Source organism: Agromyces excoecariae, from assembly GCF_051715505.1.
Lineage (GTDB): Bacteria > Actinomycetota > Actinomycetes > Actinomycetales > Microbacteriaceae > Agromyces.
Genome location: NZ_JBPSLA010000001.1, coordinates 291,788 through 314,960, shown reverse-complemented (window position 1 = coordinate 314,960; position 23,173 = coordinate 291,788). Strand labels below are relative to the sequence as shown.

General features: G+C 72.0%; 22 protein-coding genes. 12 read left to right on the top strand and 10 right to left on the bottom strand.

Annotated features, from left to right (window positions below):
• Positions 1-8 precede the first annotated feature (8 nt).
• Both ACSJD1_RS01465 and ACSJD1_RS01460 read right to left on the bottom strand, forming a co-directional pair.
• Entirely contained in the window at positions 9-698 is a 690-nt protein-coding gene (locus ACSJD1_RS01465) for a response regulator (RefSeq protein WP_438853540.1), read from the bottom strand.
• The gene (locus ACSJD1_RS01460) at positions 695-1,861 is read right to left on the bottom strand and encodes a sensor histidine kinase (protein WP_438853539.1); all 1,167 of its coding nucleotides are present in this window, start codon (positions 1,859-1,861) and stop codon (positions 695-697) included. The genes ACSJD1_RS01465 and ACSJD1_RS01460 overlap by 4 nt, the downstream gene beginning before the upstream one ends.
• Positions 1,862-1,990: 129 nt before the next feature.
• On the opposite strand from ACSJD1_RS01460, the gene ACSJD1_RS01455 reads away from it, so the two are divergent.
• Positions 1,991-2,698: a DUF4386 family protein gene (locus tag ACSJD1_RS01455; RefSeq protein WP_438853538.1), complete on the top strand. Its 708-nt coding sequence runs from the start codon at positions 1,991-1,993 to the stop codon at positions 2,696-2,698.
• Positions 2,699-2,757: 59 nt separating this feature from the next.
• On the opposite strand, the gene ACSJD1_RS01450 is transcribed toward ACSJD1_RS01455, so the two are convergent.
• On the bottom strand, positions 2,758-3,141 hold the full coding sequence (locus ACSJD1_RS01450; protein WP_438853537.1) for an ArsR/SmtB family transcription factor: 384 nt from the start codon (positions 3,139-3,141) through the stop codon (positions 2,758-2,760).
• 91 nt (positions 3,142-3,232) lie between these two features.
• Between ACSJD1_RS01450 and ACSJD1_RS01445 the strand changes: the two genes are divergently transcribed.
• From ACSJD1_RS01445 to ACSJD1_RS01435, 3 genes are all read left to right on the top strand, one after another.
• A complete protein-coding gene (locus tag ACSJD1_RS01445) occupies positions 3,233-4,549 on the top strand; it encodes an FAD-dependent oxidoreductase (protein ID WP_438853536.1) in 1,317 nt (438 codons plus the stop codon).
• 142 nt (positions 4,550-4,691) lie between these two features.
• Positions 4,692-5,594 carry a metalloregulator ArsR/SmtB family transcription factor gene (locus ACSJD1_RS01440; RefSeq protein WP_438853535.1) on the top strand — a complete coding sequence of 301 codons (903 nt, stop codon included), beginning with the start codon at positions 4,692-4,694 and terminating at the stop codon, positions 5,592-5,594.
• Positions 5,595-5,725: 131 nt separating this feature from the next.
• On the top strand, positions 5,726-6,142 hold the full coding sequence (locus tag ACSJD1_RS01435) for an arsenate reductase ArsC (protein WP_438853534.1): 417 nt from the start codon (positions 5,726-5,728) through the stop codon (positions 6,140-6,142).
• Between the two features lie 26 nt (positions 6,143-6,168).
• Here the strand turns inward: ACSJD1_RS01435 and ACSJD1_RS01430 are convergent, their stop codons facing one another.
• A complete protein-coding gene (locus tag ACSJD1_RS01430) occupies positions 6,169-7,503 on the bottom strand; it encodes an ion channel protein (RefSeq protein WP_438853533.1) in 1,335 nt (444 codons plus the stop codon).
• A 209-nt stretch (positions 7,504-7,712) separates the two neighbouring features.
• Here ACSJD1_RS01430 and ACSJD1_RS01425 point away from each other — a divergent pair, with 209 nt between their 5' ends.
• A complete protein-coding gene (locus ACSJD1_RS01425) occupies positions 7,713-8,030 on the top strand; it encodes a hypothetical protein (RefSeq protein ID WP_438853532.1) in 318 nt (105 codons plus the stop codon).
• Positions 8,031-8,045: 15 nt separating this feature from the next.
• Here ACSJD1_RS01425 and ACSJD1_RS01420 read toward each other — a convergent pair whose 3' ends face one another.
• From ACSJD1_RS01420 to dnaK, 6 genes are all read right to left on the bottom strand, one after another.
• The gene (locus tag ACSJD1_RS01420; protein WP_438853531.1) at positions 8,046-9,134 is read right to left on the bottom strand and encodes an alpha/beta fold hydrolase; all 1,089 of its coding nucleotides are present in this window, start codon (positions 9,132-9,134) and stop codon (positions 8,046-8,048) included.
• Positions 9,131-11,560: a GMC oxidoreductase gene (locus ACSJD1_RS01415; protein ID WP_438853530.1), complete on the bottom strand. Its 2,430-nt coding sequence runs from the start codon at positions 11,558-11,560 to the stop codon at positions 9,131-9,133. The genes ACSJD1_RS01420 and ACSJD1_RS01415 overlap by 4 nt, the downstream gene beginning before the upstream one ends.
• Before the next feature lie 142 nt (positions 11,561-11,702).
• On the bottom strand, positions 11,703-12,125 hold the full coding sequence (locus tag ACSJD1_RS01410; RefSeq protein ID WP_438853529.1) for a heat shock protein transcriptional repressor HspR: 423 nt from the start codon (positions 12,123-12,125) through the stop codon (positions 11,703-11,705).
• Positions 12,125-13,123: a DnaJ C-terminal domain-containing protein gene (locus tag ACSJD1_RS01405; protein WP_438853528.1), complete on the bottom strand. Its 999-nt coding sequence runs from the start codon at positions 13,121-13,123 to the stop codon at positions 12,125-12,127. The genes ACSJD1_RS01410 and ACSJD1_RS01405 overlap by 1 nt, the downstream gene beginning before the upstream one ends.
• 97 nt (positions 13,124-13,220) lie before the next feature.
• Positions 13,221-13,877, bottom strand: coding sequence for a nucleotide exchange factor GrpE (locus ACSJD1_RS01400; RefSeq protein ID WP_438853527.1), 657 nt, complete (start codon positions 13,875-13,877; stop codon positions 13,221-13,223).
• Positions 13,878-13,879: 2 nt separating this feature from the next.
• The gene (dnaK, locus tag ACSJD1_RS01395; protein ID WP_438853526.1) at positions 13,880-15,763 is read right to left on the bottom strand and encodes a molecular chaperone DnaK; all 1,884 of its coding nucleotides are present in this window, start codon (positions 15,761-15,763) and stop codon (positions 13,880-13,882) included.
• Positions 15,764-16,204: 441 nt separating this feature from the next.
• Between dnaK and ACSJD1_RS01390 the strand changes: the two genes are divergently transcribed.
• From ACSJD1_RS01390 to ACSJD1_RS01360, 7 genes are all read left to right on the top strand, one after another.
• A complete protein-coding gene (locus tag ACSJD1_RS01390; RefSeq protein ID WP_438853525.1) occupies positions 16,205-17,107 on the top strand; it encodes a hypothetical protein in 903 nt (300 codons plus the stop codon).
• A 285-nt stretch (positions 17,108-17,392) separates the two neighbouring features.
• Positions 17,393-18,916 carry a M1 family metallopeptidase gene (locus ACSJD1_RS01385; protein WP_438853524.1) on the top strand — a complete coding sequence of 508 codons (1,524 nt, stop codon included), beginning with the start codon at positions 17,393-17,395 and terminating at the stop codon, positions 18,914-18,916.
• A 70-nt stretch (positions 18,917-18,986) separates the two neighbouring features.
• Positions 18,987-19,547 (top strand): hypothetical protein, encoded by a 561-nt coding sequence (locus ACSJD1_RS01380; protein WP_438853523.1) that lies wholly within the window; start codon positions 18,987-18,989, stop codon positions 19,545-19,547.
• A gap of 124 nt (positions 19,548-19,671) precedes the next feature.
• Complete coding sequence (rlmN, locus tag ACSJD1_RS01375) at positions 19,672-20,946, top strand: dual-specificity RNA methyltransferase RlmN (protein ID WP_438853522.1); 1,275 nt, start codon at positions 19,672-19,674, stop codon at positions 20,944-20,946.
• Positions 20,947-20,978: 32 nt separating this feature from the next.
• Entirely contained in the window at positions 20,979-21,245 is a 267-nt protein-coding gene (locus tag ACSJD1_RS01370) for a hypothetical protein (RefSeq protein WP_438853521.1), read from the top strand.
• Between the two features lie 211 nt (positions 21,246-21,456).
• Complete coding sequence (locus ACSJD1_RS01365; RefSeq protein ID WP_438853520.1) at positions 21,457-22,383, top strand: serine protein kinase RIO; 927 nt, start codon at positions 21,457-21,459, stop codon at positions 22,381-22,383.
• Positions 22,384-22,506: 123 nt separating this feature from the next.
• Entirely contained in the window at positions 22,507-23,079 is a 573-nt protein-coding gene (locus ACSJD1_RS01360) for a YceI family protein (RefSeq protein WP_438853519.1), read from the top strand.
• Positions 23,080-23,173: the final 94 nt, after the last annotated feature.

Genomic DNA, 23,173 nt, shown 5'->3' with positions numbered 1-23,173 from the left:
GCGGCCGCTCAGCCCGGCGCGGTGTCGCGTGGCGGATCCTCGACGACGCGGGTCTGCCCGGCGAGCCCGTGCTCGTAGGCGAACACGACCGCGTGAACTCGATCGCGCAGGTCGAGCTTCAGCAGGATCCGAGCCAGGTGCGTCTTGACGGTGCTCTCCGCGATGAACAGCGTCGCGGAGATCTCGTGGTTCGACCGGCCGCGCGCGACGAGGCGGAGCACCTCGACCTCGCGCTCGCTCAGGTGCGCGGTCGCCCGGTCCGCTTCGGCGGGGTCCGGGGCGGCGACGTAGTGGGCGATGAGCCGGCGCGTGATGCTCGGGGACAGGATGCGGTCGCCGGCGACGGCGGCACGCACCGAGGCGATGAGTTCCTCTGGCGAGATGTCCTTCAGGAGGAACCCGGCGGCGCCGCCGCGGAGGGCGGCGTAGACGTACTCGTCCGCCTCGAACGTCGTGAGCACCACGACCGTCGGCGGCGAGGGGCGGGCGACCACCTGTCGCGTCGCGGTGATGCCGTCCATCCCAGGCATCCGGATGTCCATCAGCACGAGGTCGGGCCCGAGTTCGGCGGCGAGGCGGACCGCCTCGGCTCCGTCCTCGGCCTCGCCGACGACCACGACGTCGTCCGCGTGCTCGAGGATCGACCGGAACCCGGCGCGGACCAACTGCTGGTCGTCCGCGAGGAGGACGCGGGTCATGCGGTCGCCTCCCACGGGATCACCGCCTCGACCTCGAACCCGCCGTCGCAGCGCTCGGCACGCAGACTGCCGTCGTAGAGGGCGAGACGCTCCCGCAGACCCGCGAGGCCGAATCCGCCGCCCTCATCCGAACCGGAGTCCGGACGGCCGGAATCGCGCACGTGGACTCGCAGCGCGTCCCCGCGGGTCACCCGGACCCGTGCCGACGTGCCGCTCGCGCCGGAGTGCCGGAGGCAGTTGGTGAGCGCCTCCTGGACGACTCGGTAGGCGACGAGCTCCCGCGACGGATCGGAGCGTTCGCCATCCTCGACCGCCAGGTCGACGTGCAGTCCGGCACGTCGCATCGTCTCCGCCAACTCGGGCAGCTCGGCGAGGCCGGGCGCGGGCGCCACGCCGTGGTTGGCGCCCGGACCGCGCAGCAGGCCGACCGTCCGCCGGAGCTCGCGGAGCACGCGCCGGCCGGTCTCCTCGACGGCGATGAGCGACGCTGACGCGGGCGAGTCCTCGGGCACCTCGATCCGAGCCGCCCCGGCCTGCACGACCATGACGCTCACGCCGTGCGCGAGCACGTCGTGCATCTCACGGGCGATGTGGGCGCGCTGTGCGAGGAGGGCCGCCTCCCGGCGGACGGACTCCAGCGACGAGACCTCGGCGAGCGCCGCCTCGAGGGCGCGGCGTTGTTCGAGCAGGCGCCGGATGATCCATCCGATCGCCCATGGAGCGGTGAGCAGGAATGCCGAGTAGAGGATGCTCGGGAGGCTCCGGGCCTCCGGCGTGAGCACGGGGAACGTCGCGGCCCACGCGAGGGGGCCGATCCAGCCCCAGCGCACCAGGTCGGGTCGGGCCCAGCGCCCGAAGGTGTATCCGAGGAGTGCCAGGGCGCCGAGACCGGCGAAGAAGGGCATGTGGTGGGCGATGAGGAGGTTGGCGGCCACCTGCAGCCCGTACACGGCGATCGGCACCGCGGTCGGCCATGCCCGGCGCACGGCGACGGGCAGCGTCGTGGCCGCGGCGAGTGCGAGATCGACCGGCAGCGGTCCGATCGTCGCATCGGGATCCGCCGCCGGCGCGTCGACGATGCCGTGCGCGGTGAGCACCTCGATGACGCCGATCGCGGTGAGCAGGCATGCCAAGGCCCCGTCCGCGATCCACCTTCGCTGCATGGCGAGACTGTACCCCGACGGATCGCGCCGTGTTGTGGTCCTGGGGCTGATCGGGATGGTCCTGGGGGTCGATGCTCCGACCGCGATACGACGATGTGCGCCCGGTTGCATCGCTCCTACCGTGACGCCATGACTGCACGCAAGGGAACCTGGCTCGTCCTCGTCGGCATCCTCCTCTACCTCGCCGAGTTCGTCGGAATGGCGATCGCCGGCGGCTACCCGTACGTGGAACCCGGGAGTTCGCCGGGCGAGGCCGCCGCCGCGCTCGAGGGGCTCGCGGAGGGTGCCGGATTCCTCGTCGGATGGATGGCGTTCGTGCTCACGGGCCGCATCCTGATCGTGGTCGGCCTGCGCACGGTGTGTGGACCATCGGCGCTCCTCGATTGGGCGGTCGCGGCGATGACCGTGTCGGTCGCGCTCGAGGTCGCGTCGGTCGCGACCCTGGCCGCGGCCGCCGCGAGCGCGACCGACGGCGGCGGCGCCGACGGCGTGCTGCCGCTCGTGGCGTCGGCCGGGCTCCTGGAGACCGCGTCGGTGCCGCCGGCCGGGCTGGCCGCGGTGCTCTGCGCGATCGTGATGTGGCGCAGCGGGAACTTCCCGCGATTGCTCGCCGCCCTCGGCGGGTTCGCCGGCGTCATCATCGTCGCGAGCGGGCTCATGCCGCCGTCGATGCGGGAGCTGGCGGAGGCGCTGAGCGTGGCGGTGATGGCCTGGTGGGCCTGGGCGCTCTGGACCGGCATCCTGCTCGCCGTCCGCACTCGGCGGGATGGAGCCCGCCGAGACCACGGCGCCGGGGGCGAGCCGCTGCACGACAGCGTCGGCTCGAGTGCGGACTGAGGGGCCGCCTCGGACCGACCGTCGCGACTCCTCGCCGACGCCGCAATGACCGTCGGAGGTCAGGCGTCGGCGAGGAGCTGCGACATTCGGTCGAGGGCGCCCGGGACGAGCTTGTAGTACGCCCAGGTGCCGCGCTTGCTGCGCTCGAGGAACCCGGCGGTCGCGAGGATCTTCAGGTGGTGCGAGACGGTCGGCTGGCTGAGGCCGACGGGCTCTGTGAGGTCGCAGACGCACGCCTCCTCGCCCTCGGACTTCGCGACGATCGAGAGCAGCCGCAACCGGGTCGGATCGGCGAGGGCCTTGAACGACGCGGCGAGCCCCTCGGCGCGAGCGGCGTCCATGGGCTCGGTCACGAGCGGGCTGCAGCACGCGCCGGCGCTGCCGGCCGTGCCGACCTCGGCACCGACGCCGGCACCGACGGGCGTGAGTTCGAAGGTCGTCATGCCCCGATCCTACCTGAATATTGACAAACTTCGATGAATGGGTCCACACTGAACATCGACGAACTTCAATGTCTCGTCGGAAAGGCCCGCCATGACCCTGCTCGACCTCACCCGCCCCACGACCCGCTCCGAGCGTCTCGACACCTTGCCCGTCGCGATCATCGGCGCCGGCCCGATCGGCCTGGCCGCCGCGGCGAACCTGCTCGAGCGCGGCCTCGACGTCGTGGTCCACGAGGCCGGCGACCGGGTCGGCGCGAGCATCCGCGAGTGGGGTCACGTCCGGCTCTTCTCGCCGTGGCGCATGCTCGTCGACCCCGCCTCACGTCGCCTGCTCGAGGCTTCCGGCTGGCAGCACCCCGACGAGAGCCGCCTGCCGACGGGCGCCGAGTTCGTCGAGCAGTACCTCGAGCCGCTCGCCGCGCTCGAGCCGATCGCCGCGCGCATCCGCTTCGGCGGCGCCGTCACCGCGGTGACACGCGAGGGCATGGACCGGACCCGCACGGCCGGGCGCGCAGCCGCGCCGTTCGTGCTCCGCGTGCGCGAGGCATCCGGTGCCGTTCAGGATGTCGCGGCACGCGCCGTCATCGACGCGTCGGGCACCTGGCGCACCCCGAACCGGCTCGGCTCGAGCGGACTCGACCCGCTCGGGCTCGACGAGGTCGCCGACGCGGTGACGCACGCCCTGCCCGACGTGCTCGGCCTCGATCGCGCCCGCTTCGCGGGACGTCGCACGACCGTCGTGGGCGCCGGGCACTCCGCCGCGAACACCCTCCTCGCCCTCGCGGCCCTCGCACGGGAGGTGCCCGAGACCCGCATCACCTGGGCGATCCGCAACGCCTCGGCCGTGCGCGTGACCACATCCGAGGACGACGGCCTCGCCGCCCGCGCCTCGATCGGGCGGCGCGTCGACGACCTGGTCGCCGCCGGCCGCATCGAGGTGCTCGACCGGTTCGAGGTCGTGCGGCTGGGCCGAGCGGCCGACGGCGGCGTGAAGATCGTCGGCTCGCGCTGCGGCGAGCTCGTCGAGCACGAGGCCGACGTGATCGTGAACGCGACGGGCTTCCGGCCCGACCTCGAGATGCTCCGCGAGATCCGCCTCGAGCTCGACGACGTGGTCGAGGCGCCGAAGCGCCTGGCGCCGATGATCGACCCGAACGTGCACTCGTGCGGCACGGTCGAGCCGCACGGGTTCGCGGAGCTCCGCCAGCCCGAGGACGGCTTCTTCCTCGCGGGAATGAAGAGCTACGGCCGCGCGCCGACGTTCCTGCTCGCGACCGGGCACGAGCAGGTGCGCTCGATCGCCGCGTGGCTCGCCGGCGACACGGCGGGCGCAGCGAACGTCGCCCTCGAGCTGCCCGCCACGGGCGTGTGCTCGACGAGCCTCGACGGCTCGAGCGGCTGCTGCTGAGCGCGCGCGACCGGCCCGCCGAGCCCGATTCCGTGCATGGGAATCCGCACGTCGGCTCTGCGTGGCCCACGTCCCACGGATTCCCATGCACGGGAGGACGGGGCGAGGTCGGCGCATCCGCACGTTGCATAGACTGTCGTCTATGCACACGCGTGGGGCGGATGGCGCGGCCGGCGGTCTCGCGCTGATCGCCGATCCCACACGCGCGCGCATGCTCTCGCTGATCCTCGCGAGCCCCGACGGCCGCGCGACCGTGACGGCGCTCGCCGACGAGCTCGGCCTCCGGCAGCCGACCGTGTCGCACCACGCGAAGGCGCTGCTCGACGACGGCGTGCTCGTCCGCGAACCCGAGGGGCGTCGCGCCTGGTACTCGATCGCCCCGGACCACCTCGACCGCGTGGCGGAGCTGCTCGACGTGCCGCCCCCGACCCCCGCACCCGGCGACGAGGCGGCGATCGCCCGCGTGGTCGACGACCTCGCGACGCGATTCGCCGGCACGTTCGGCCGCGAGACGGTCGAGCGGTACGTCCGCGAGAGCCGCGACCTCCTCGCCGATCGGAGCGCGGTCGCCAAGCGGTTCACGTCTCGAGCCGCGGGCTTCGCCGCCGAGCGCCTGGCCGCGCTCGCGGCGCAGGGGCGCGAGGCGGGGGCGGCCACGCCCGAGGTGCTCTTCGTGTGCGTGCAGAACGCGGGCCGGTCGCAGATGGCGGCGGCGATCCTCCGACACCTCGCGGGCGATCGCGTGCACGTCCGCACCGCCGGATCCGAGCCGGCCGACGCCGTGTCGCCGGCGGTGGTGGGCGTGCTCGACGAGATCGGCGTCCCGGTCGGCGGCGCCTACCCGAAGCCGCTCACCGACGAGGTGGTCCGCGCGGCCGACGTCGTGATCACGATGGGCTGCGGCGACGCATGCCCGGTGTACCCCGGCAAGCGCTACGAGGACTGGGAGCTCGACGACCCCGTCGGACGGCCGCTCGGCGAGGTCCGCGGCATCCGCGACGACATCGACCGGCGGGTGCGGGAGCTCATCGCGAGCCTGACCTGAAGGCGGATGCCGCGGCGGCGCGGCGGCCGGATGCCGCGAACGCCTCGTGGGCGGACGGGGCACGCGGCATCCGGTCGACAACGCATAGATCACGATCTATGCTTAAACCGTCCGAGCGAAACGAGGCCCCGATGTCCGACAAGCCCACCGTCCTGTTCGTCTGCGTCCACAACGCCGGCCGGTCGCAGATGGCCGCGGGCTACCTGCGCGAGCTCGGCGGCGACCGTGTCGAGGTGCTCTCGGCCGGCTCCGCCCCGAAGGACGCGATCAATCCGGTCGCGGTGCAGGCGATGGCCGAGGAGGGCATCGACATCGCCGGCAACACGCCGAAGGTACTCACGACCGAGGCCGTCCGCGAATCCGATGTCGTGATCACGATGGGCTGCGGCGACGCGTGCCCGGTCTTCCCCGGCAAGCGCTACGAGGACTGGGAGCTCGACGACCCCGCCGGCCAGGGCATCGAGGCCGTGCGCCCGATCCGCGATGAGATCCGCCGCCGCATCGAGGGGCTGCTCGGCGAGATCCTCCCCGAGGCCGCACGCGCGTGAGCAGCCGGCCGATCCGCGCCTGATCGTCAGGACGGCGTCGGACGCTCGCCGTCCGACTCGGCGGCCCCCGACGTCGCCGCGGCCGCGGGCTCCGTCGGCGGAGTCGGCTTCGGCACGATCCGGAACTCCGGCGCGCGCGACACGAGCAACCACGCCGGGAGGATGATGACGCAGAGCCACGGCAGGAGTGCGAGGTCGCCCGCGACCGCCGCGGCGACGAACAGGGCGAGCCATCCGTCCTTCGCCATCACGAGCAGTATCCCGATCAGGGCGCTCGCGACGCACAGCGCGATCGGGAGCGAGGGGATGAGCGCGTGCGCGAGCATGCCGAGCGCCGCGCCCGTGAACGCGGCGGGGAAGATGCGGCCGCCGCGGAAGGCGGCGCTCGCCGCCACGACCAGCGCGACGAGCTTGATCAGCACGATCACGACGAGCTGCCCGGCATCGTAGGCGTCGGGGTCCTCGAACAGCTCGCCCATCTGGTCGAGCCCCTTGAACAGGGTGATCGGTCCGCCGATGAGTCCCAGCAGGCCGAGCACCAGGCCGCCCGCGGTCGCGATGAGCAACGGCTGCCGGAGCGAATGGAACGCCCGGTGCACGAACGGGAACGCGAACGCCCCGAGCAGGCCGATCACGACGCCCGCGATGGCGATGACGATGCCGGCGAGGAGCAGCAACGGCGTCGTGGGCGCCGTGGGCAGCGTGAACTGCAGCGGGGGCGCGCCCAGCACGTGCATCGTCCCGGCCGCGGCCGCCGCCGAGGCGAGCGGCAGGAACAGCTTGTCCCAGAGCGCGCCGCCTCCGCGCACGGCCGCGAGCGTCCCCGTGAACAGCAGGGCGGCGGCGACCGGCGAACCGAACAGGGCGCCGATCGTGCCGGAGGCCGCCATGAGCATGCCGAGCCTCGCGCCGACGCGCGGCATCATGCGGCCGAGCAGGGCGACCGTGAGCGCGACGTTGATCGCGATGATCGGATTCTCCGGGCCGAGGCTCACGCCGCCGGCGAGCGCCAGCCCCGTGACGATGACGAGGCCCGGCAGGGTGCGCAGCTTCAGCGGCTCCGAGACGAGCTCGGTGGTGGCGGAGTCCGGTCCGCCGTGGCCCGGCAGGAACTGGAGGCCGAGGCCCACTGCGAAGCCGGTGGCGGTGAGGACGACGACGATCCACCATCCGTCCGGGTCGACGCCGAGCGCGTCGGGCAGCGCCGTCCACAGCACCTGCTGCAGTCCGCCCGCCGCGACGTCGAGCACGCGCAGGACCAGCGCGCACAGGACGCCGATGACGATGGCGGGGACGAGGAGCAGGAGGAGCTGGGCCGGAGTGGGTGCCGGCACCTGCAGGTCGTCCGTGTCGTCCGTCATCGTCGCCCCCGATCGCGATCGCGCACCGCCGGACCGCCGGAGCGCCTCGGAACGCTAGGCACAGCCTCGCACACCGGCACGCCGGGCGGCGAGGGTCCGACGCCTCGAGATGCGGAGCGACGGGCCCGGGCGTGCCGGCACCCGGGGACGGCGGAAAACGCACTGCGAGTGTCTCGACGCGCGATGGGAGCACGTGGCATCCTGCACCCATGACGCCTGACGTCGAGCCGGTCGAACCCGGCGCCAGTGCCAGGGACTGGGCAGGGCTGCTCTTCATCTTCGGAGTCCTCGTCGCCGCCACGTGCGGCGGACTCCGCATCGTCGCGGACGGCGCCGCCGGCACCGACCCGACCCTCGACCTGTGGCTGTGGGTCGCGGCGGTCGTGACGACCGCGTCGACCGTGGGGCTGGCGACGCTGGTCGCACGCGAGTACCAGTCGCACCGCCGGTTCCCGCTCGGCCTCGCGCTCATCGCGCTCGGAGTCGCCGCGACGATGCTCACGTGGGCGGTGATCGGCGCCGTGTGACGGCGCGATCGCCCGTCAGCGGCGCAGTTCGTCGATGATCAGCGGATGCGTGTCCCGCCAGGCATCCGCCCCGAAGACCACGTCGAGGTGGCCGTAGCCCGGGACCCGATGCAGGGCGTGCCGACCCGGCGCCATCCGCTCGAAGTGGTCGAAGCTGCGCTGCTGGCTCTCGGGAAGGAAGCAGCGGTTGTCCTCGCCAGCGATGAATGCGAAGCGGGCGTCGGTGCGCGGCGGCGCGGTGAGGTCGGGCACGATGCCGGGCGCCGTGCCCGACGGCACCAGGTGGCCGGCCCTCACGCACTCGCGCATCTGCAGGAAGAACGACATGGGCGCCCCGGCGAACTCGCCGGTGATCCAGTCATGGGTCGCGCGGTCGATGTTGCGGTGGGCCCACAGCGCCGGGTGGCCGCTGCCGTACGTGAAGCTCACCATTGCGCAGACCGCGTTGTCGCATTCCGGATGCGTCGCCACCACCCCCGTGCGCAGCGCTCGTGCGAACGGCCCCTCCGACTTGTACCCCCATTTCGGCGACAGCACTGGCGAGATCCGGCTGATCGCGGGCGCCAACCCCAGGATCTTGACGCGCGAGCCGAGCGGCAGCACCGGATGCAGCGACACCGCGTTCGTGACGATCGTCGTCACCTCGGGCAACAGCCCCGAGATCGCCGACATCGTGAAGGAGGTCGAGCCCTGGCAGTGCACGAACGCCTTGAGGGTGTCGGCGCCCGTCCGCTCGCGGATGAAGGCGACCGCGGCCGGATAGTCGAACGCGGCCGCGTCGTCGAGCGTCCAGGCGACGGGCTCGAGGTCGATCGACGCGCGCCAGTTGAGCATCCACACGTCGAAGCCGTCGTCGAGCAGCGCATCGACGATCGTGCGAGGCACCGGCGGGCGGAAGATCTCGGCGCGCACGCCGGCGCCGTGCACGAGCAGCACGGGCCCGCGGGTCGGCGCGATCGCGGGGTTCTCGACGTGGAGCAGGGTGAGCCAGCGCCCGTCCAGTGCACGGAACGGGAGGTGCTCGGTTCGCTGATCGGCCCGCGTCGTCCGCACCGGCGCGGCCGACGTGCCCGTGACGGGTGCCGACGCGGTCGGCTCGCTCATGCCCCCTCCTTCGCCATCCGCCGGTACGTCGACCACAGCCGGCCGAGGAACAGGGCGCCGAACCGCGCGATCGCGGAGGCTCCCTCCGGTCCGGTCGTCGCGAACGTCGTGAGCTGCTCGGCGAAGTCGACCGGATGGATGCGGAGCACTCCGGCGCCGAGCACGGCCGGGTCGGACGGGTCGAGGAGTCCCGTCTCCGAGACGTCCGCGGGCGGGGGCACGTGCCCGTCGAGCACCTGCACGAAGAGCGTCGTCGTGTCCTCCCAGAGGTCGAAGCCCGGGTCGTCGTGCACGTCCTTGACGCCGACGAACGTGACCGGCGAACCGGCGTCGGTCGTCAGCCAGAGCCGGTACTTCATGAGCCGGTCGTCGGCGCTTCCGGTCGCGACGAAGAGGTTGAACCATCCGCGCTCGACCTCCTGCCGACCGCCCAGCGCGTCGGACTCGAGGTACCCGGTCGCGACGCCCTCGTGCGCCTCGCCCTCGACGAACGCGTCGATGTCGGGTGCCGTGATGGTGAGCTCGAACATCATCCGCTCGTCGCGCACGCGCGCGTCTTCCGCGGCCGACCGAGGGTCGCCCTCGCCCAGGACGAAGAACCCCTTCATCTGCTCGGTGAAGGCGACGGAGGTCGGAGTGCGTGCGGATGCGTCGTTCATGTCCGGCTCCTTCGGGGTCACGGTCGGCGGGGCGGCGACGACGCCGCCCGCAGGTTCGGGCCCGGCCGTGGACACCGTCCGAATCGGCCGACGGCGGCCGCGCGGCCAGGATTCGGCGATCCGCTCGGCGGCACGGTCGGAGAACGCCGCGATGGTCAGCGCCGGGTTGGGACCGACGGGCCCGGGCATGGCCGAGCCGTCGACGACCGAGAGGCCGGGATGCCCGTACACCTCGCCCCACGGGTCGACGACGCCCTCGAAGCCGTTGCGGCCCATCGGCAGGCCGCCGAGCGGATGCACCGTGATGACGCGCTTCGCCAGCCACAGCGGGTTGTCGACGTACCTCGCCCCGAGCGTCTTCGCGAACTCGGACATCGTGGCCCGCATCGCCGCGAAGTACTCGAGCGAGGTCGCCGTCGTCCAGTCGACCGCGAGCCGCCCGCGGTCGAGGTACATCCGGCCGTCGGGCACGTCGCGGCCCATGCCGAGCACGGGCAGCGAGCTGCTCGAGAGCGAGTCGCGACCGAGCACGTGCGCGAGGTCGGCCGAGATGTTGGACTCGCCGGCCAGGCTCAGCCGCTTGGCGATCATCGTGAGCGCCACGCGCGTGGAGCGCGACACGACCGACCGCAGCTGCGCCGTCTCGAGCAGCCAGTTGAGGAAGCCCGGATAGCCGGCCTCCTGGATGTAGAACCCGCGGCCCGGGCTGCCGTCGCCGTCGACTTCGTCGCCGACGCGGATGGCGCTCGTGATGACCGGGCCCCGGCTTCCGGCGATGCGCCGCGAACGCGCCACCCGGTCGATCTGCTCCTTGGCCCCCATCAGGAAGCCGATGAGATCGCCGTTGCCGCTGAACCGGGTGCCGAGCGCCGGAGACAGGTTCCGGAGCGATGCCCGGCTCCGCAGCAGCAGGTACGTCGACCCGAACGTGCCCGCGCCGAGCACCACGCGCCGGGCGCGGATGACGCCCTCGGTCGGAGTGTCGCCACCGAGCGCGTGCCGGCGGTACCGCACCTCCCATCCCCCGTCGATCGGCCGCAGGCCCTTCACCTCGTGGAGCGTGCGGATGTCGGCGCTGTGATGCGCCGCAGCCGAGAGGTACGTATGGTCGAGCGAGTTCTTCGCACCGTAGTTGCAGCCGATGTCGCACTCGCCGCACTGCGAGCACGTGAACCGGGTGCGGCCGTGGATGTTGCCGTACGGCTTCGCGGCGACGGGAAGGAACGGGCCGACCCGACCGTCCCCGTCGGCGAACGTGACCGCCAGGTTCGGTCGGAACACGTCATGCCGCGCCGCGCGAGCCGCGAGCTCGAACGCCTCCGTCTTGGGCGTGTCCCCATAGGGGTACGGGGTGGCATCGAGCATCGCCTCGACCCGGTCGTAGTGCGGATCGAGGTCATCGCGGCTGATCGGCCAGTTCTCGTACCCCCCACCCGGCAGGGGCGAATCGTGCACGAACCAGTGCGGGTCCTTCCGGAGCAGCACGTTGGCGTAGATGAGCGAGCCGCCGCCGAGACCGGAGGAGACCACCCCCTCCAGCCCGCGGAAGCTCCACGTCTCGAACAGTCCGTGCAGGCCGTCGGCGGGCGACCAGAAGTTCTCGCCGAACTCGCTCGGGGTGCGTGCGAACGCACCGGGCGGATAGGCGCGACCGCGCTCGAGCACGACGACGGACCGCCCCGCCTCCGCCAAGCGGTAGGCGGCGACCGACGCACCGAATCCCGACCCGATGACGACCACGTCGACCTGCTCCGACGTGGCTGCCACGCGCTCCGGGACCCCCGTACCCGACACGACCACTGCGGCCTCCCACGTCCCGCGTGCGATACCCGATGCCCCATCGTCGCACCGCGGTTCGCACCCGGCCATCCCCCCGGTTGGGGGTGGAGGGCCACCGGTCGCGCGGAGCTCAGCCGCGCTCGAGCGGCCGCCAGACGACCACCGCGTTCTCGCGCCGAACGCGCGTGCCCGTGCGGAGCGTGACGACCTCGCCCTCGGCTCCGGCCGCGAACACGCGACGCCCAGGCCGGTTCAGCATCTCGTCGGCGAGCGCGCGCTCGAGCTCGCGCACGCGACCGCGCAGCTCGTTGACCTCGTTCTCGAGGCCGAGCACGCGGCGGATGCCCTCGAGGCTCACGCCCTCGCTCGAGAGCTGCTGGATCTCGCGCAGCTGCGCGACGTCGCGCATCGAGTAGCGGCGCGACTTGCCCGCGGTCCGCTTCGGCGAGACGAGCCCCATCCGGTCGTACTGGCGGAGCGTCTGGGGGTGCATGCCCGCCAGCTCGGCCGCGACCGAGATGACGAACAGCGGGCTCTCGCCGTCGACCTGCATCAGGCGCTCCGGGCCTTGGCGAGGAGGTCCTCGCGGGGGTCCTCGTCGGGCAGCTGCGCCGCGAACTCGCGCAGCCGCTCCTCCGCATCCTTCGACAGGTGCGCCGGCACCGCGACCTGGACGATCGCGAGCAGGTCGCCCGTGCCCTTCTTCGTCTCGACGCCTCGGCCCTTGACCCGCAGCACGCGTCCGCTCGGGGTCCCGGGCGCGACGCGGAGCTTCACCGGATCGCCGCCGAGCGTCGGGACCTGGATGGTCGCGCCGAGCGCGGCCTCAGCGAAGGTCACGGGCACCGTCACGCGGAGGTTCAGGCCGTCGCGCTCGAACACCGGGTGCTTGCGCACCTTGACGGTGAGCACGATGTCGCCGGCCTCGCCGCCGTCGGGCGAAGGGTGGCCCTTGCCGCGCAGGCGGATCTTCTGGCCGTCCGCGACGCCCGCAGGCACGTTGACGCTGATCTCGCGCCCTTCGGCCGTCTGCAGCGTGATGCGGTCGCCCTTGGTGGCGGTGATGAAGTCGAGCGTGGTCGAGGCGGTCACGTCGCGCCCCTTCGTCGGGCCGCCGTAGCCGCGGTACCCGCCCGTCGGCTGGCCGAAGCGACCGCCGCCGAAGAGTCCGCCGAGGAGGTCGTCGTAGTCGCCGCCTCCGCCGCCCTGCCGGAACGTGTAGCGCTGGCCGCCGCCCTGCTGGCCGAACATGCCGCCGAAGACGTCCTCGAAGCCGCCGGACCCGGCACCGCCCGGTGCGGTGAACCGGGCGCCGGAGCCCATCGCCCGGATCGCGTCGTACTCCTTGCGCTCCTCGGGGTCGGAGAGCACCGAGTTCGCCTCGCTGATCTCCTTGAACTTCGACTCGGCCGCGGCATCCCCCGGGTTCTGGTCGGGGTGGTACTTGCGCGCGAGCTTGCGGTAGGCCTTCTTGATGTCGGCGTCGCTCGCGTCCTTCGAGACGCCGAGGGTGGCGTAGAAGTCCTTGTCGAACCAATCCTGGCTGGCCATCGGCGCCTCCTTCCTGCTGAATCTAGTGGGAACCGTGGAGGGCCGGCCCGCGGCATCCGCTACTGCGAACGGATGCCGCGAACCGGCCCGGATGCCGCTATGCGGGCGTCTTGACGACGACCTTCGCGGCACGCAGCAGCGTGCCCCCGAGCAGGTACCCGGTCTCGACGACGTCGGCGACCGTGTCGACCTCGACCTCGTCGGAGTGCTGCTGGAAGATCGCCTCGTGGCGCTGCGGGTCGAACGGCTCGCCGATCTCGCCGAACTTCGCGAGGCCCAGCTTCTCGACCGACGCTCGCAGCTTCGCCGCGATCGTCACGAACGGGGTGTCGCCCTCGAGGTCGCCGTGCTTCTCGGCCCGGTCGAGGTCGTCGAGCACGGGCAGGAGCACCGCGACCGTCGCGCCGATCGCGCGCTCGCGCTCGATCTCGCGGTTCGCCTCGGTGCGCTTGCGGTAGTTGGCGTACTCCGCGGTGACGCGCTTGAGGTCGGCGAGGTGCTCGGCCGACGGATCCTCCACCTCGGCCTGCGCCGCGTTGAGGATGTCGTCGACCGTGAGGGTCTCCTCGTCGGCCTCGGCGACCGCGTCGGCGGCCTCGGCGTCGGCGACGGCGGCGTCGGGGGCCTCTGGCGGGGCGGATGCCGCGGCATCCGCCCCCGCCTCGGGCGCCTTGCGAACCTCACCCGTCTCGGGGTCGATCCGCCGCTTGTCGCGGATGATCGGCTCGTCCTGGTTCTGGTTCTCGTCCGTCATGGTTACTTCTTCTCGTCCTCGTCGTCGATGACCTCGGCGTCGACGACGTCCTCGTCGGAGGACTCGGCGCCCTGCTCACCCGAGGCGTTGGCGTCCTCGCCGGGGTTCGCGCCGGCGGCGGAGGCATCCGCCTGCTGGCCCTGCGCGTAGATCGCCTCGCCGAGCTTGCCCTGCGACTGCGAGAGCTTCTCGAACGCCGACTTCACCGCGTCGTCGTCGTCGCCCGCGAGGGCCGACTTCAGCGCGTCGACGTCGCCCTGGACGTCGGACTTCACGTCGGCGGGGAGCTTGTCCTCGTTCTCCTTGATCAGCTTCTCGACCGAGTAGGCGAGCTGCTCGGCCTGGTTGCGGGTCTCGGCGGACTCGCGGCGCTTCTTGTCCTCGGCCGCGTGCTCCTCGGCGTCGCGGACCATGCGCTCGACGTCCTCCTTGGGCAGCGCCGAGCCGCCCGAGATCGTCATCGACTGCTCCTTGCCGGTGCCCTTGTCCTTGGCGGACACGTGCACGATGCCGTTGGCGTCGATGTCGAAGGTGACCTCGATCTGCGGGATGCCCCGGGGCGCCGGGGCGATGCCGGTCAGCTCGAACGTGCCGAGCGGCTTGTTGTCGCGCGTGAACTCGCGCTCGCCCTGGAAGACCTGGATCGCGACCGACGGCTGGTTGTCGTCGGCGGTCGTGAAGGTCTCGCTGCGCTTGGTCGGGATGGCCGTGTTGCGCTCGATGAGCTTGGTCATGATGCCGCCCTTGGTCTCGATGCCGAGGCTGAGGGGGGTGACGTCGATCAGCAGCACGTCCTTGCGCTCGCCCTTGAGGACGCCCGCCTGCAGGGCGGCGCCCACGGCGACGACCTCGTCGGGGTTCACGCCCTTGTTGGGCTCCTTGCCGGTCTCCTTCTTGACGAGCTCGGAGACGGCGGGCATGCGGGTCGAGCCGCCGACGAGCACGACGTGGGCGATGTCGGAGAGCTTGATGCCGGCCTCGCGGATGACGTCCTCGAAGGGCTTCTTGGTGCGGTCGAGCAGGTCGGAGGTCATGTTCTCGAACTGCGCACGCGTGAGCGTCTCGTCGAGGTTCGCCGGGCCGTTCTCGGTGAGCGAGAGGTAGGGGAGCTGGATGCTCGTCGACATGCCCGACGACAGCTCCTTCTTGGCCTGCTCGGCGGCCTCCTTCAGGCGCTGGAGGGCGATCTTGTCCTTCGAGACGTCGACGCCGGTCGACTCCTTGAAGCGCTTGATCAGGTGGTCGACGACCCGCTGGTCCCAGTCGTCGCCGCCGAGGCGGTTGTCGCCGGCGGTCGCGCGGACCTGGATGGTCGAGAAGTCGTCGTCCTTGCCCACCTCGAGGAGGGACACGTCGAACGTGCCGCCGCCGAGGTCGAAGACGAGGATCAACTCGTCCTCCTTGCCCTTGTCGAGGCCGTACGCGAGTGCGGCCGCGGTGGGCTCGTTGATGATGCGGAGCACGTTGAGGCCCGCGATCTCGCCGGCCTCCTTGGTGGCCTGGCGCTCGGCGTCGTTGAAGTACGCGGGCACGGTGATCACCGCGTCGGTGACGGTGTCGCCGAGGTACTGCTCGGCGTCGCGCTTGAGCTTCTGGAGGATGCGCGCCGAGATCTCCTGCGGCGTGTACTCCTTGCCGTCGATCGAGGCCGACTTCCAGTCGGTGCCCATGTGGCGCTTGACCGACGAGATGGTGCGGTCGACGTTGGTCACGGCCTGGCGCTTGGCGGTCTCGCCGACGAGCACCTCGCCGTCCTTCGTGAACGCGACCACCGACGGGGTGGTGCGGAAGCCCTCGGCGTTCGCGATGACGACGGGCTCGCCGCCCTCGAGGACGCTGACGACCGAGTTCGTGGTGCCCAGGTCGATTCCGACTGCACGTGACATGTGTGTATCTCCTTCTGCCCGGGGTCTCAAGGAAGTCGCCCCCGGCGATCGGCCCGGCGTTCCTCGCCCGCGGCCGAAGTCAATGATCGACGAGACTTGAGCCTCGCCGACTCAAGTGTCGGACCCGCCCGAATCGATGTCAAGTCGAGACCGGTGAACTTGAGCGTACTTGACTCAACTCTCGGCGAGATCTCAGCATTCCGACGGCCGCCGCCCGGCTGCGCGTCCGCCCCCGCACCACCTCACGAACTGCCCCACACCGAGATGCCACCTGTGCACGCCTCGCGCCGCTTCCTGACGCCCCGAGTGGCAACTCGATTCGGATCGAGCGCTGTGCAGGAGTCGGGGGAGTCGTCCTGCACAGGGGGTGCGGGATACGCGACGGCGTGTTCGGGTGCTCGAGCGGCACTTGCGACGCTGCGGGGCCGCGAGACTCGCGTCGTGAAGAGTCCGTCGCCGCTTCCTCCCGCGCTCGCCGGGCGTCCGTTCAGCGTGCACCGCGCCGTCGCACTCGGCGTCTCGCGCGGGAGACTCCCCGCGAGAGACCTCGAGATCCCGTTCCGCGCGGTCCGTGCCCCGGTCGGAACGGACTCGCTCGCGGAACTCTGCCGCGCCTACGCGGAACGGATGCCACCCGGGCACGTCTTCAGTCACGCGACGGCAGCGCTCCTCTGGGGGCTCCCCCTGCCGAGCGGCCGAGCCCGCCCGCTGCACGTCGCCGCCCCGGCTCCGCAGCGCCAGCCGAGGATGCGCGACGTCGTCGGGCACCGCTTGGGCGCGGGCATCCCGACGACCGAGCACCACGGCTTCCCGCTCGTCGCCCCGGTGGATGCCTGGTGCCAACTCGCCGCGTCACTCGGGAGGGACGACCTCGTCGCCGCCGGAGACCGACTCGTCGGCTGGCGTCGGCCGCTCGCCAAGCCGGAGGAGCTTCGCGCGGCCGTCGTCCGGTACGGATCCCGTCGCGGCGCGATCCGGCTGCGTGAGGCGCTCGCCGACCTCCGCGCCGGATCCGCCTCGCGCCGGGAGTCGCTGCTCCGACTCCGGGTCCTGCGCGCCGGCTTCCCCGAGCCCGAGCTGAACGCGCCGATCCGGCTCGGGTCGGGCTGGACGACGCACGGTGATCTCGTGTTCCGTGCGCAGCAGGTACTCCTCGAATACGACGGTGAGCAGCATCGGGTCGACGCCAAGCAGTTCCACCGGGACGTGGAACGTCTGAACGACCTCGCGGCCGACGGCTGGATCGTGATCCGGATCGGCCGGTTGCTCCCACCGCCGCGTGCGCTCGAGCAGCTCGAACGCGCACTCCGCTCGCGCGGTTGGTCGCGCACCCGCCGCCCCTGACCGCCGCCCACGACGTCGCCCCGGTTCGAGTTGCCACGTGGCGCCGGTCTGGCAGCCGGCATCCCGCAGCAGGTGGCATCTCGATTCAGGAGGAGGCGCGTGGTGGGCGGGAGGGTGCGGGACGGACGGGCTGGAGGGCGGCGCGTGGCGGGCGCGACGCGCGCGGCGCGCGTTCCGTGCGTCGCGGCAGGGTCGCCCGGCGATCTCGTGCGCGAGGTCTACCGGCAGGCGGTTTCCAACCCTAGAGTTCTGGCACCGATGCATGAGCGAGACGGGGAGCGCAGGATGAGATCGAGGACGAGACTGGTCGGCGGCATCGCGGTGGCGACGCTGGCACTGGGCACGATCGGCGCGGCAGGCGCGGCGGCCGCGCCGGGGAAGCCGAGCGGCCCGCGGTACACCGCCGGAGCCGAGGGCGTCGGCGACGCGTACTTCCCGTACGCCGGCAACGGCGGCTACGACGTGCAGCACTACGACCTCGACGTCACGTACACCCCGCCGGCTCCGGACCCCGCACCGCTCGAGGGCGAGTTCGAGGGCGTCGCCACGGTCGACCTCGTCGCGACGCAGGACCTCGACCGGTTCAACCTCGACCTGCGCGGGATGGAGGTGCACGCCCTGAGCATCGATGGGAAGCCGGCGGCATCCGTCGCACCGCCGCTGGCCGGCGCCGAGGTCGACGGCGCGGCCTACTGGCAGGTCCAGGACGACGACGCACGCATCTGGGAGCTCACCGTGCAGCCGCGGCCGAAGATCAAGTCCGGCCAGCGGGTGCAGCTCGTCGTCGAGTACGGCGGCACGACGACCCGACCGAGCGACATCGAGGGCGTCTTCTACGGCTGGGTGACCCAGCGCGACGGCGCGATGGTCGTGAGCGAGCCCGAGGGGTCGATGACGTGGTACCCGGTCAGCGACCACCAGACCGACAAGGCGACGTACTCGTTCGAGATCACGGTGCCGGAGGGCAAGGTCGCGGTCGCGAACGGCATCCAGCCGAAGCCCGAGGAGACCGCCGACGGCTGGACCACCTGGTACTGGGATGCCCCCGACGAGCAGGCCAGCTACCTCACCACCGCCTCGGTCGGCGACTTCGACCTGCGCGACCCGTACACCTCCGGCAGCGGCGTGGCGATCATCGACGCGGTCGACACGAAGCTGAGCGCGGCACGCCTTGCGACCACGAACACCAGCCTCGGATGGCAGGTCGACATGATCGACTTCTTCGAGTCGAAGTTCGGGCCGTACCCGTTCGTCGCCTACGGGTCGATCGTCGACAACGACAGCGTGGGCTACGCGCTCGAGACGCAGACCCGCCCGGTGTACTCGTCGCAGGCGAGCGAGGGCACCGTCTCGCACGAGCTCGCGCACCAGTGGTTCGGCAACGCCGTGAGCCCCGAGCGCTGGCAGGACATCTGGCTGAACGAGGGCTGGGCGACGTACGCGAACTGGATGTGGAACGAGGAGCAGGGCAGGAACACGGCGCAGACCACCTACGACAACTGGTACGCGCCGGCGCGCACGCAGGCGTACTGGGACCTCCAGATCGGCGACCCGGGCGAGTTCGGGCTCTTCCTGACGCAGGTGTACAACCGCGGCGCCGCGACGCTGCACGCGCTCCGGGTGGAGGTCGGCGACGACGCGTTCTTCGAGGCCGCGCGCCTGTGGGTCGAGCGGTACGACGACTCGACCGGCACCTCGGAGGACTTCCAGGAGGTGTACGAGGAGGTCTCGGGCGAGGATCTCGACGAGTTCTTCCAGATCTGGCTGTACGACCAGCAGAAGCCACCGGCCACCTGGACGACGCCGTAACGACGGGTCCCGGGCGGGCCGCTGTGCAGAACGACCCGCCCGGGTCATCCGGTCGCCCTACGCTGAGCGGATGACCCGACGCCCCCACTCGCGCATCGTCGCGCCCGTCGCCGCCGCCCTCCTCGCCCTCGGTCTCGCCGGATGCAGCGGCGCCGACCCGACTCCGTCGAACTCGCCCGAGTCGAGCTCGTCCGCCGACGCACCCGTCGACTCGGCGAGCGCGGAGCCGACGACCGACTGGTCGGCCGTGCCCGCGACCTGCGACACCGTCCTCACGGCCGAGGCGTACGCGAAGCTCGAGGCGGACGGGCTCGAGACCCGCACGCCCACGCTCTTCGACCCCATCGCGGTCGACCTCCAGGACGAGGGCGGACTCGTCTGCTCCTGGGGGAGGCCGAACAGCGACAACGTGGTCGACGTCGTGCAGCTCCCGGTCGGCGACGACGAGGCCGAGTGGGGCGGCGCGCTCGCCGCGGCCGGCTACACGCAGGGCGACGATCCGGTCGCGGGCTCGTACCGCGGGCAGCCCGACGCAGCGAACGGCATCAGTCCCGTCGTCGTCATCGGGTCCGGAACGGTCACGTACGTGAGCACGCCGGTGTACGCGGAGTTCCTCCTCCCGGCGAGCTGACGCGAGCTGGCGCGCCGGGAGCCCGCTCCCGAGCCGCGTGGCGCGTCGACGGGCCCACGCGGGCGAACCGTGCCGGCCGCAGGGCGTCCAGCCGACGCCCGGCGGCGGCGCGTACCCTTGGACCATGCCGACCGACGCTCCCGAGAGCACCACGCCCGCCGACGGGGGCCGGGCGACGCCGCCGCGATCGTCGGGCATCCGCCAGGTTCGTCCGAAGACCGAGGGCTGGAAGCAGGCGAAGGGCCCCGACGGCCGCCCCCTGCTGCAGTTCGCCTCGCCCAAGCGCGGCAAGCCGCCGGCCCACCTCGCCGACCTCGCCCCGGAGGAGTGGAAGGCCAAGGCCGATGAGCTCGGCATCCCGCCGTACCGCCTGAAGCAGGTCGCACGGCACTACTTCACGCGCTGGACGAGCGACCCGGCCGAGATGACCGACCTCCCGGCCGACGGCCGCGAGGAGCTCGTCGCCGGACTCCTGCCCCCGCTCCTGACCGAGGTCCGCCGCCTCGAGACCGACCGCGGCGACACGATCAAGTTCCTCTGGAAGCTGCACGACGGCGCGCTCGTCGAGTCGGTGCTCATGCGCTACCCCGGCCGCATCACGTTGTGCGTGTCGAGCCAGGCCGGGTGCGGCATGAACTGCCCGTTCTGCGCGACCGGCCAGGCGGGCCTCACGCGCAACATGTCGGCCGCCGAGATCCTCGCGCAGGTCGTCGAGGCGAACCGGGTGATCGCGTCGGGCGCCCTGCACGGCAAGCGCGCCGACGACGGCACGCCCGAGCGCGTCTCCAACATCGTCTTCATGGGCATGGGCGAGCCGCTCGCGAACTACGCGCGGCTCATGCGCGCCGTGCGCACCATGGCGACTCCGGCCCCGAACGGCCTCGGGATGTCGGCCCGCAACATCACCGTCTCGACCGTCGGGCTCGTCCCCGCCATCCGCAAGCTCGCCGACGAGCAGGTGCCCGTCACCTTCGCACTCAGCCTGCACGCGCCCGACGACCACCTGCGCGACGAGCTCATCCCCGTGAACTCGCGCTGGAAGGTCGACGAGGCGCTCGACGCCGCGCGCGAGTACTTCGAGAAGACCGGTCGCCGCGTCTCGATCGAGTACGCGCTCATCAAGGACATGAACGACCACGGATGGCGCGCCGACCTGCTCGCCGAGAAGCTCAACGCGCGCGGCCGAGGGTGGGTGCACGTCAACCCGATCCCGCTGAACCCGACGCCGGGCTCGATCTGGACCGCCTCCGAGGTCGAGGTCCAGCACGAGTTCGTGCGCCGCCTGTCCGACGCGGGGATCCCGACCACCATCCGCGACACGCGCGGCAAGGAGATCGACGGCGCGTGCGGTCAGCTGGTCGCCACGGAAGACGACGAGGCCGCAGCGGCCCGCGCGTGAGCGGGGCGGCCGACGGAGGAAGGGGAACCACCATGGCCGAACCCATCGAGGTCGGAATCGTCCCGTACACGCTCTCGGCCGACGTCTACGAACGCGTCGGCGCCGACTTCGACACCGAGGCGGTCGACGACGCGATCCTCGCGCGGCTCAACCAGTTGGTCCCGCCCGGAATCGTCGTGCACCGCAACGGCAAGGCGTTCGCCGAACCCGACGTGGCCGACGTCGCCCGCGGCCTCGACTGGCAGCACCTGCTGTCGCAGATCGACGTCGACCAGATCCTCGCCGACCACAGCCGCTAGCCGCCGGCCCCGCCCGCGGCCCTTTACGGATGCCGCGGTGCGGCGTATGCTCATCCGGGCCGCGCCACGCGGCATCCGTCGCCCGCCGGGGCGACGACGACGACGCCCGCAGCGGGCCGAGACCGGAGGGAGTGAAGCGATGAACACCGTCCTCGTCGCGCGTATCGCAGACACCCTTCCCTGCGAGGCCGCCCGCTAGCATCCGCGACCGGTGGCCTCCACGATCTCGGAGACACCTACCGTGAACATGCTGTCGTCATTGGACGATTCCGCCGCGCGACCGCGCGCGGCGACCGCTGCGCCGTTCGGCGCGGCATCCGCCCCACTCGCCTTCTCGGACGTCGAGCCCGGCGAGGACCAGCGCTGGTCGACCTGGCCGGCCACCCAGCCCAGCGAGCGAGGGCCGCAGCCGCGGCCCGACTGGCTCGTCACCTCCGCCGCAGCGATCGACACCGAACTCGGCATCGTGAAGACCGGCAAGGAGGCCGACCTCTGGCTCGTCGAACGTGCCGTGCCCGGTGCGCCGGCCGGCGTGCCCGGGAACGCGACCCTGCTCGCCGCGAAGCGCTATCGCGGCGCGCAGAACCGGCTGTTCCACCGATCGGCGATCTACACCGAGGGTCGCGGCACGCGCCGCTCGCGCGACGTGCGCGCCGTGCAGCGCTCGTCGTCGTACGGCCGCGAGGTCGCCCGCGTCGAATGGGCGTACGCCGAGTTCGCGGCGCTGTCGCGGCTCACCGAGCTCGGTGCGTCCGTGCCGTACCCCGTGCAGGTGAGCGAGACCGAGGTGCTCATGGAGTTCATCGGCGACGGACGCGTCGCCGCGCCGCGCCTCGCCCAGGTGCGGGCCGCGCCCGACGAGCTCCGTGACCTCTTCCACAAGGTCGCCGGGTTCATGCGGACGCTGGCGCACGCGGGCCTCGCGCACGGCGACCTCTCGCCCTACAACCTGCTCGTCGACCGCGGCCGAGTGGTCGCGATCGACCTGCCGCAGGTCGTCGACGTCGTGGCGAATCCGAACGGGTTCGACCTGCTGCACCGCGACTGCGTGAACGTGTGCGAGTGGTTCACGCGGCAACGGCTCGAGTGCGACGCCGAGGAGCTCTTCGCCGAGCTCGTCGGCGACGTGACCCGATGACCGTGACGGCCGATCGGGCGATGCGACGGCGCCCGATCGGCCGCCGGTCGTGGGCTCGTGGCGTCCGGTCAGCCGGATGATGAGAGACTGTGGGAGTTTTTGGTGAACGACCCTGGGGAGATCATGACCGACACCCGACCCGACCTGAGCGGCGACTGGGACCTCGACCCCGGTCACACGCGCATCGGCTTCTCGGCCAAGCACGCGATGGTGGCCACCGTCCGCGGCGCCTTCAATGACCTGACCGGAACCCTGCATGTCGACTTCGACGACCCCGACTCGTCGAAGGCCGAGATCGTGCTGAAGGTCGCGAGCGTCGACACCCGCAACGCGCAGCGCGACGAGCACCTGCGCAGCGCCGACTTCTTCGACGCCGAGACGTTCCCCGACATCACGTTCCGCAGCAGCCGGATCGAGGAGGTCGGCGACAACGCGCTCGTCGTGTCGGGCGACCTCACCATCCGCGACGTCACGAAGCCGATCACCATCCCGATCGAGTTCACCGGAGTCGAGACCGACGCGTTCGGTGCGCTCCGGGCCGGCTTCGAGGGCACCCGCCGGATCGACCGTCGCGAGTTCGGCCTCGAGTGGAACATGGCGCTCGACTCGGGCGGGTGGCTCGTCTCCGAGAAGATCACGCTCGAGTTCGAGCTGTCGGCGATCAAGCGCGAGGCCGCGGCCGAGTCCGCCGCCTGAGGCAGGGGACGGGCGGCTCGCGGCGCGGGATCGCGGGAATCCACGACGCGGTCGTCTCCGGCTATCGCGCACCGAGCCGGAGGCGCTAGCCTGC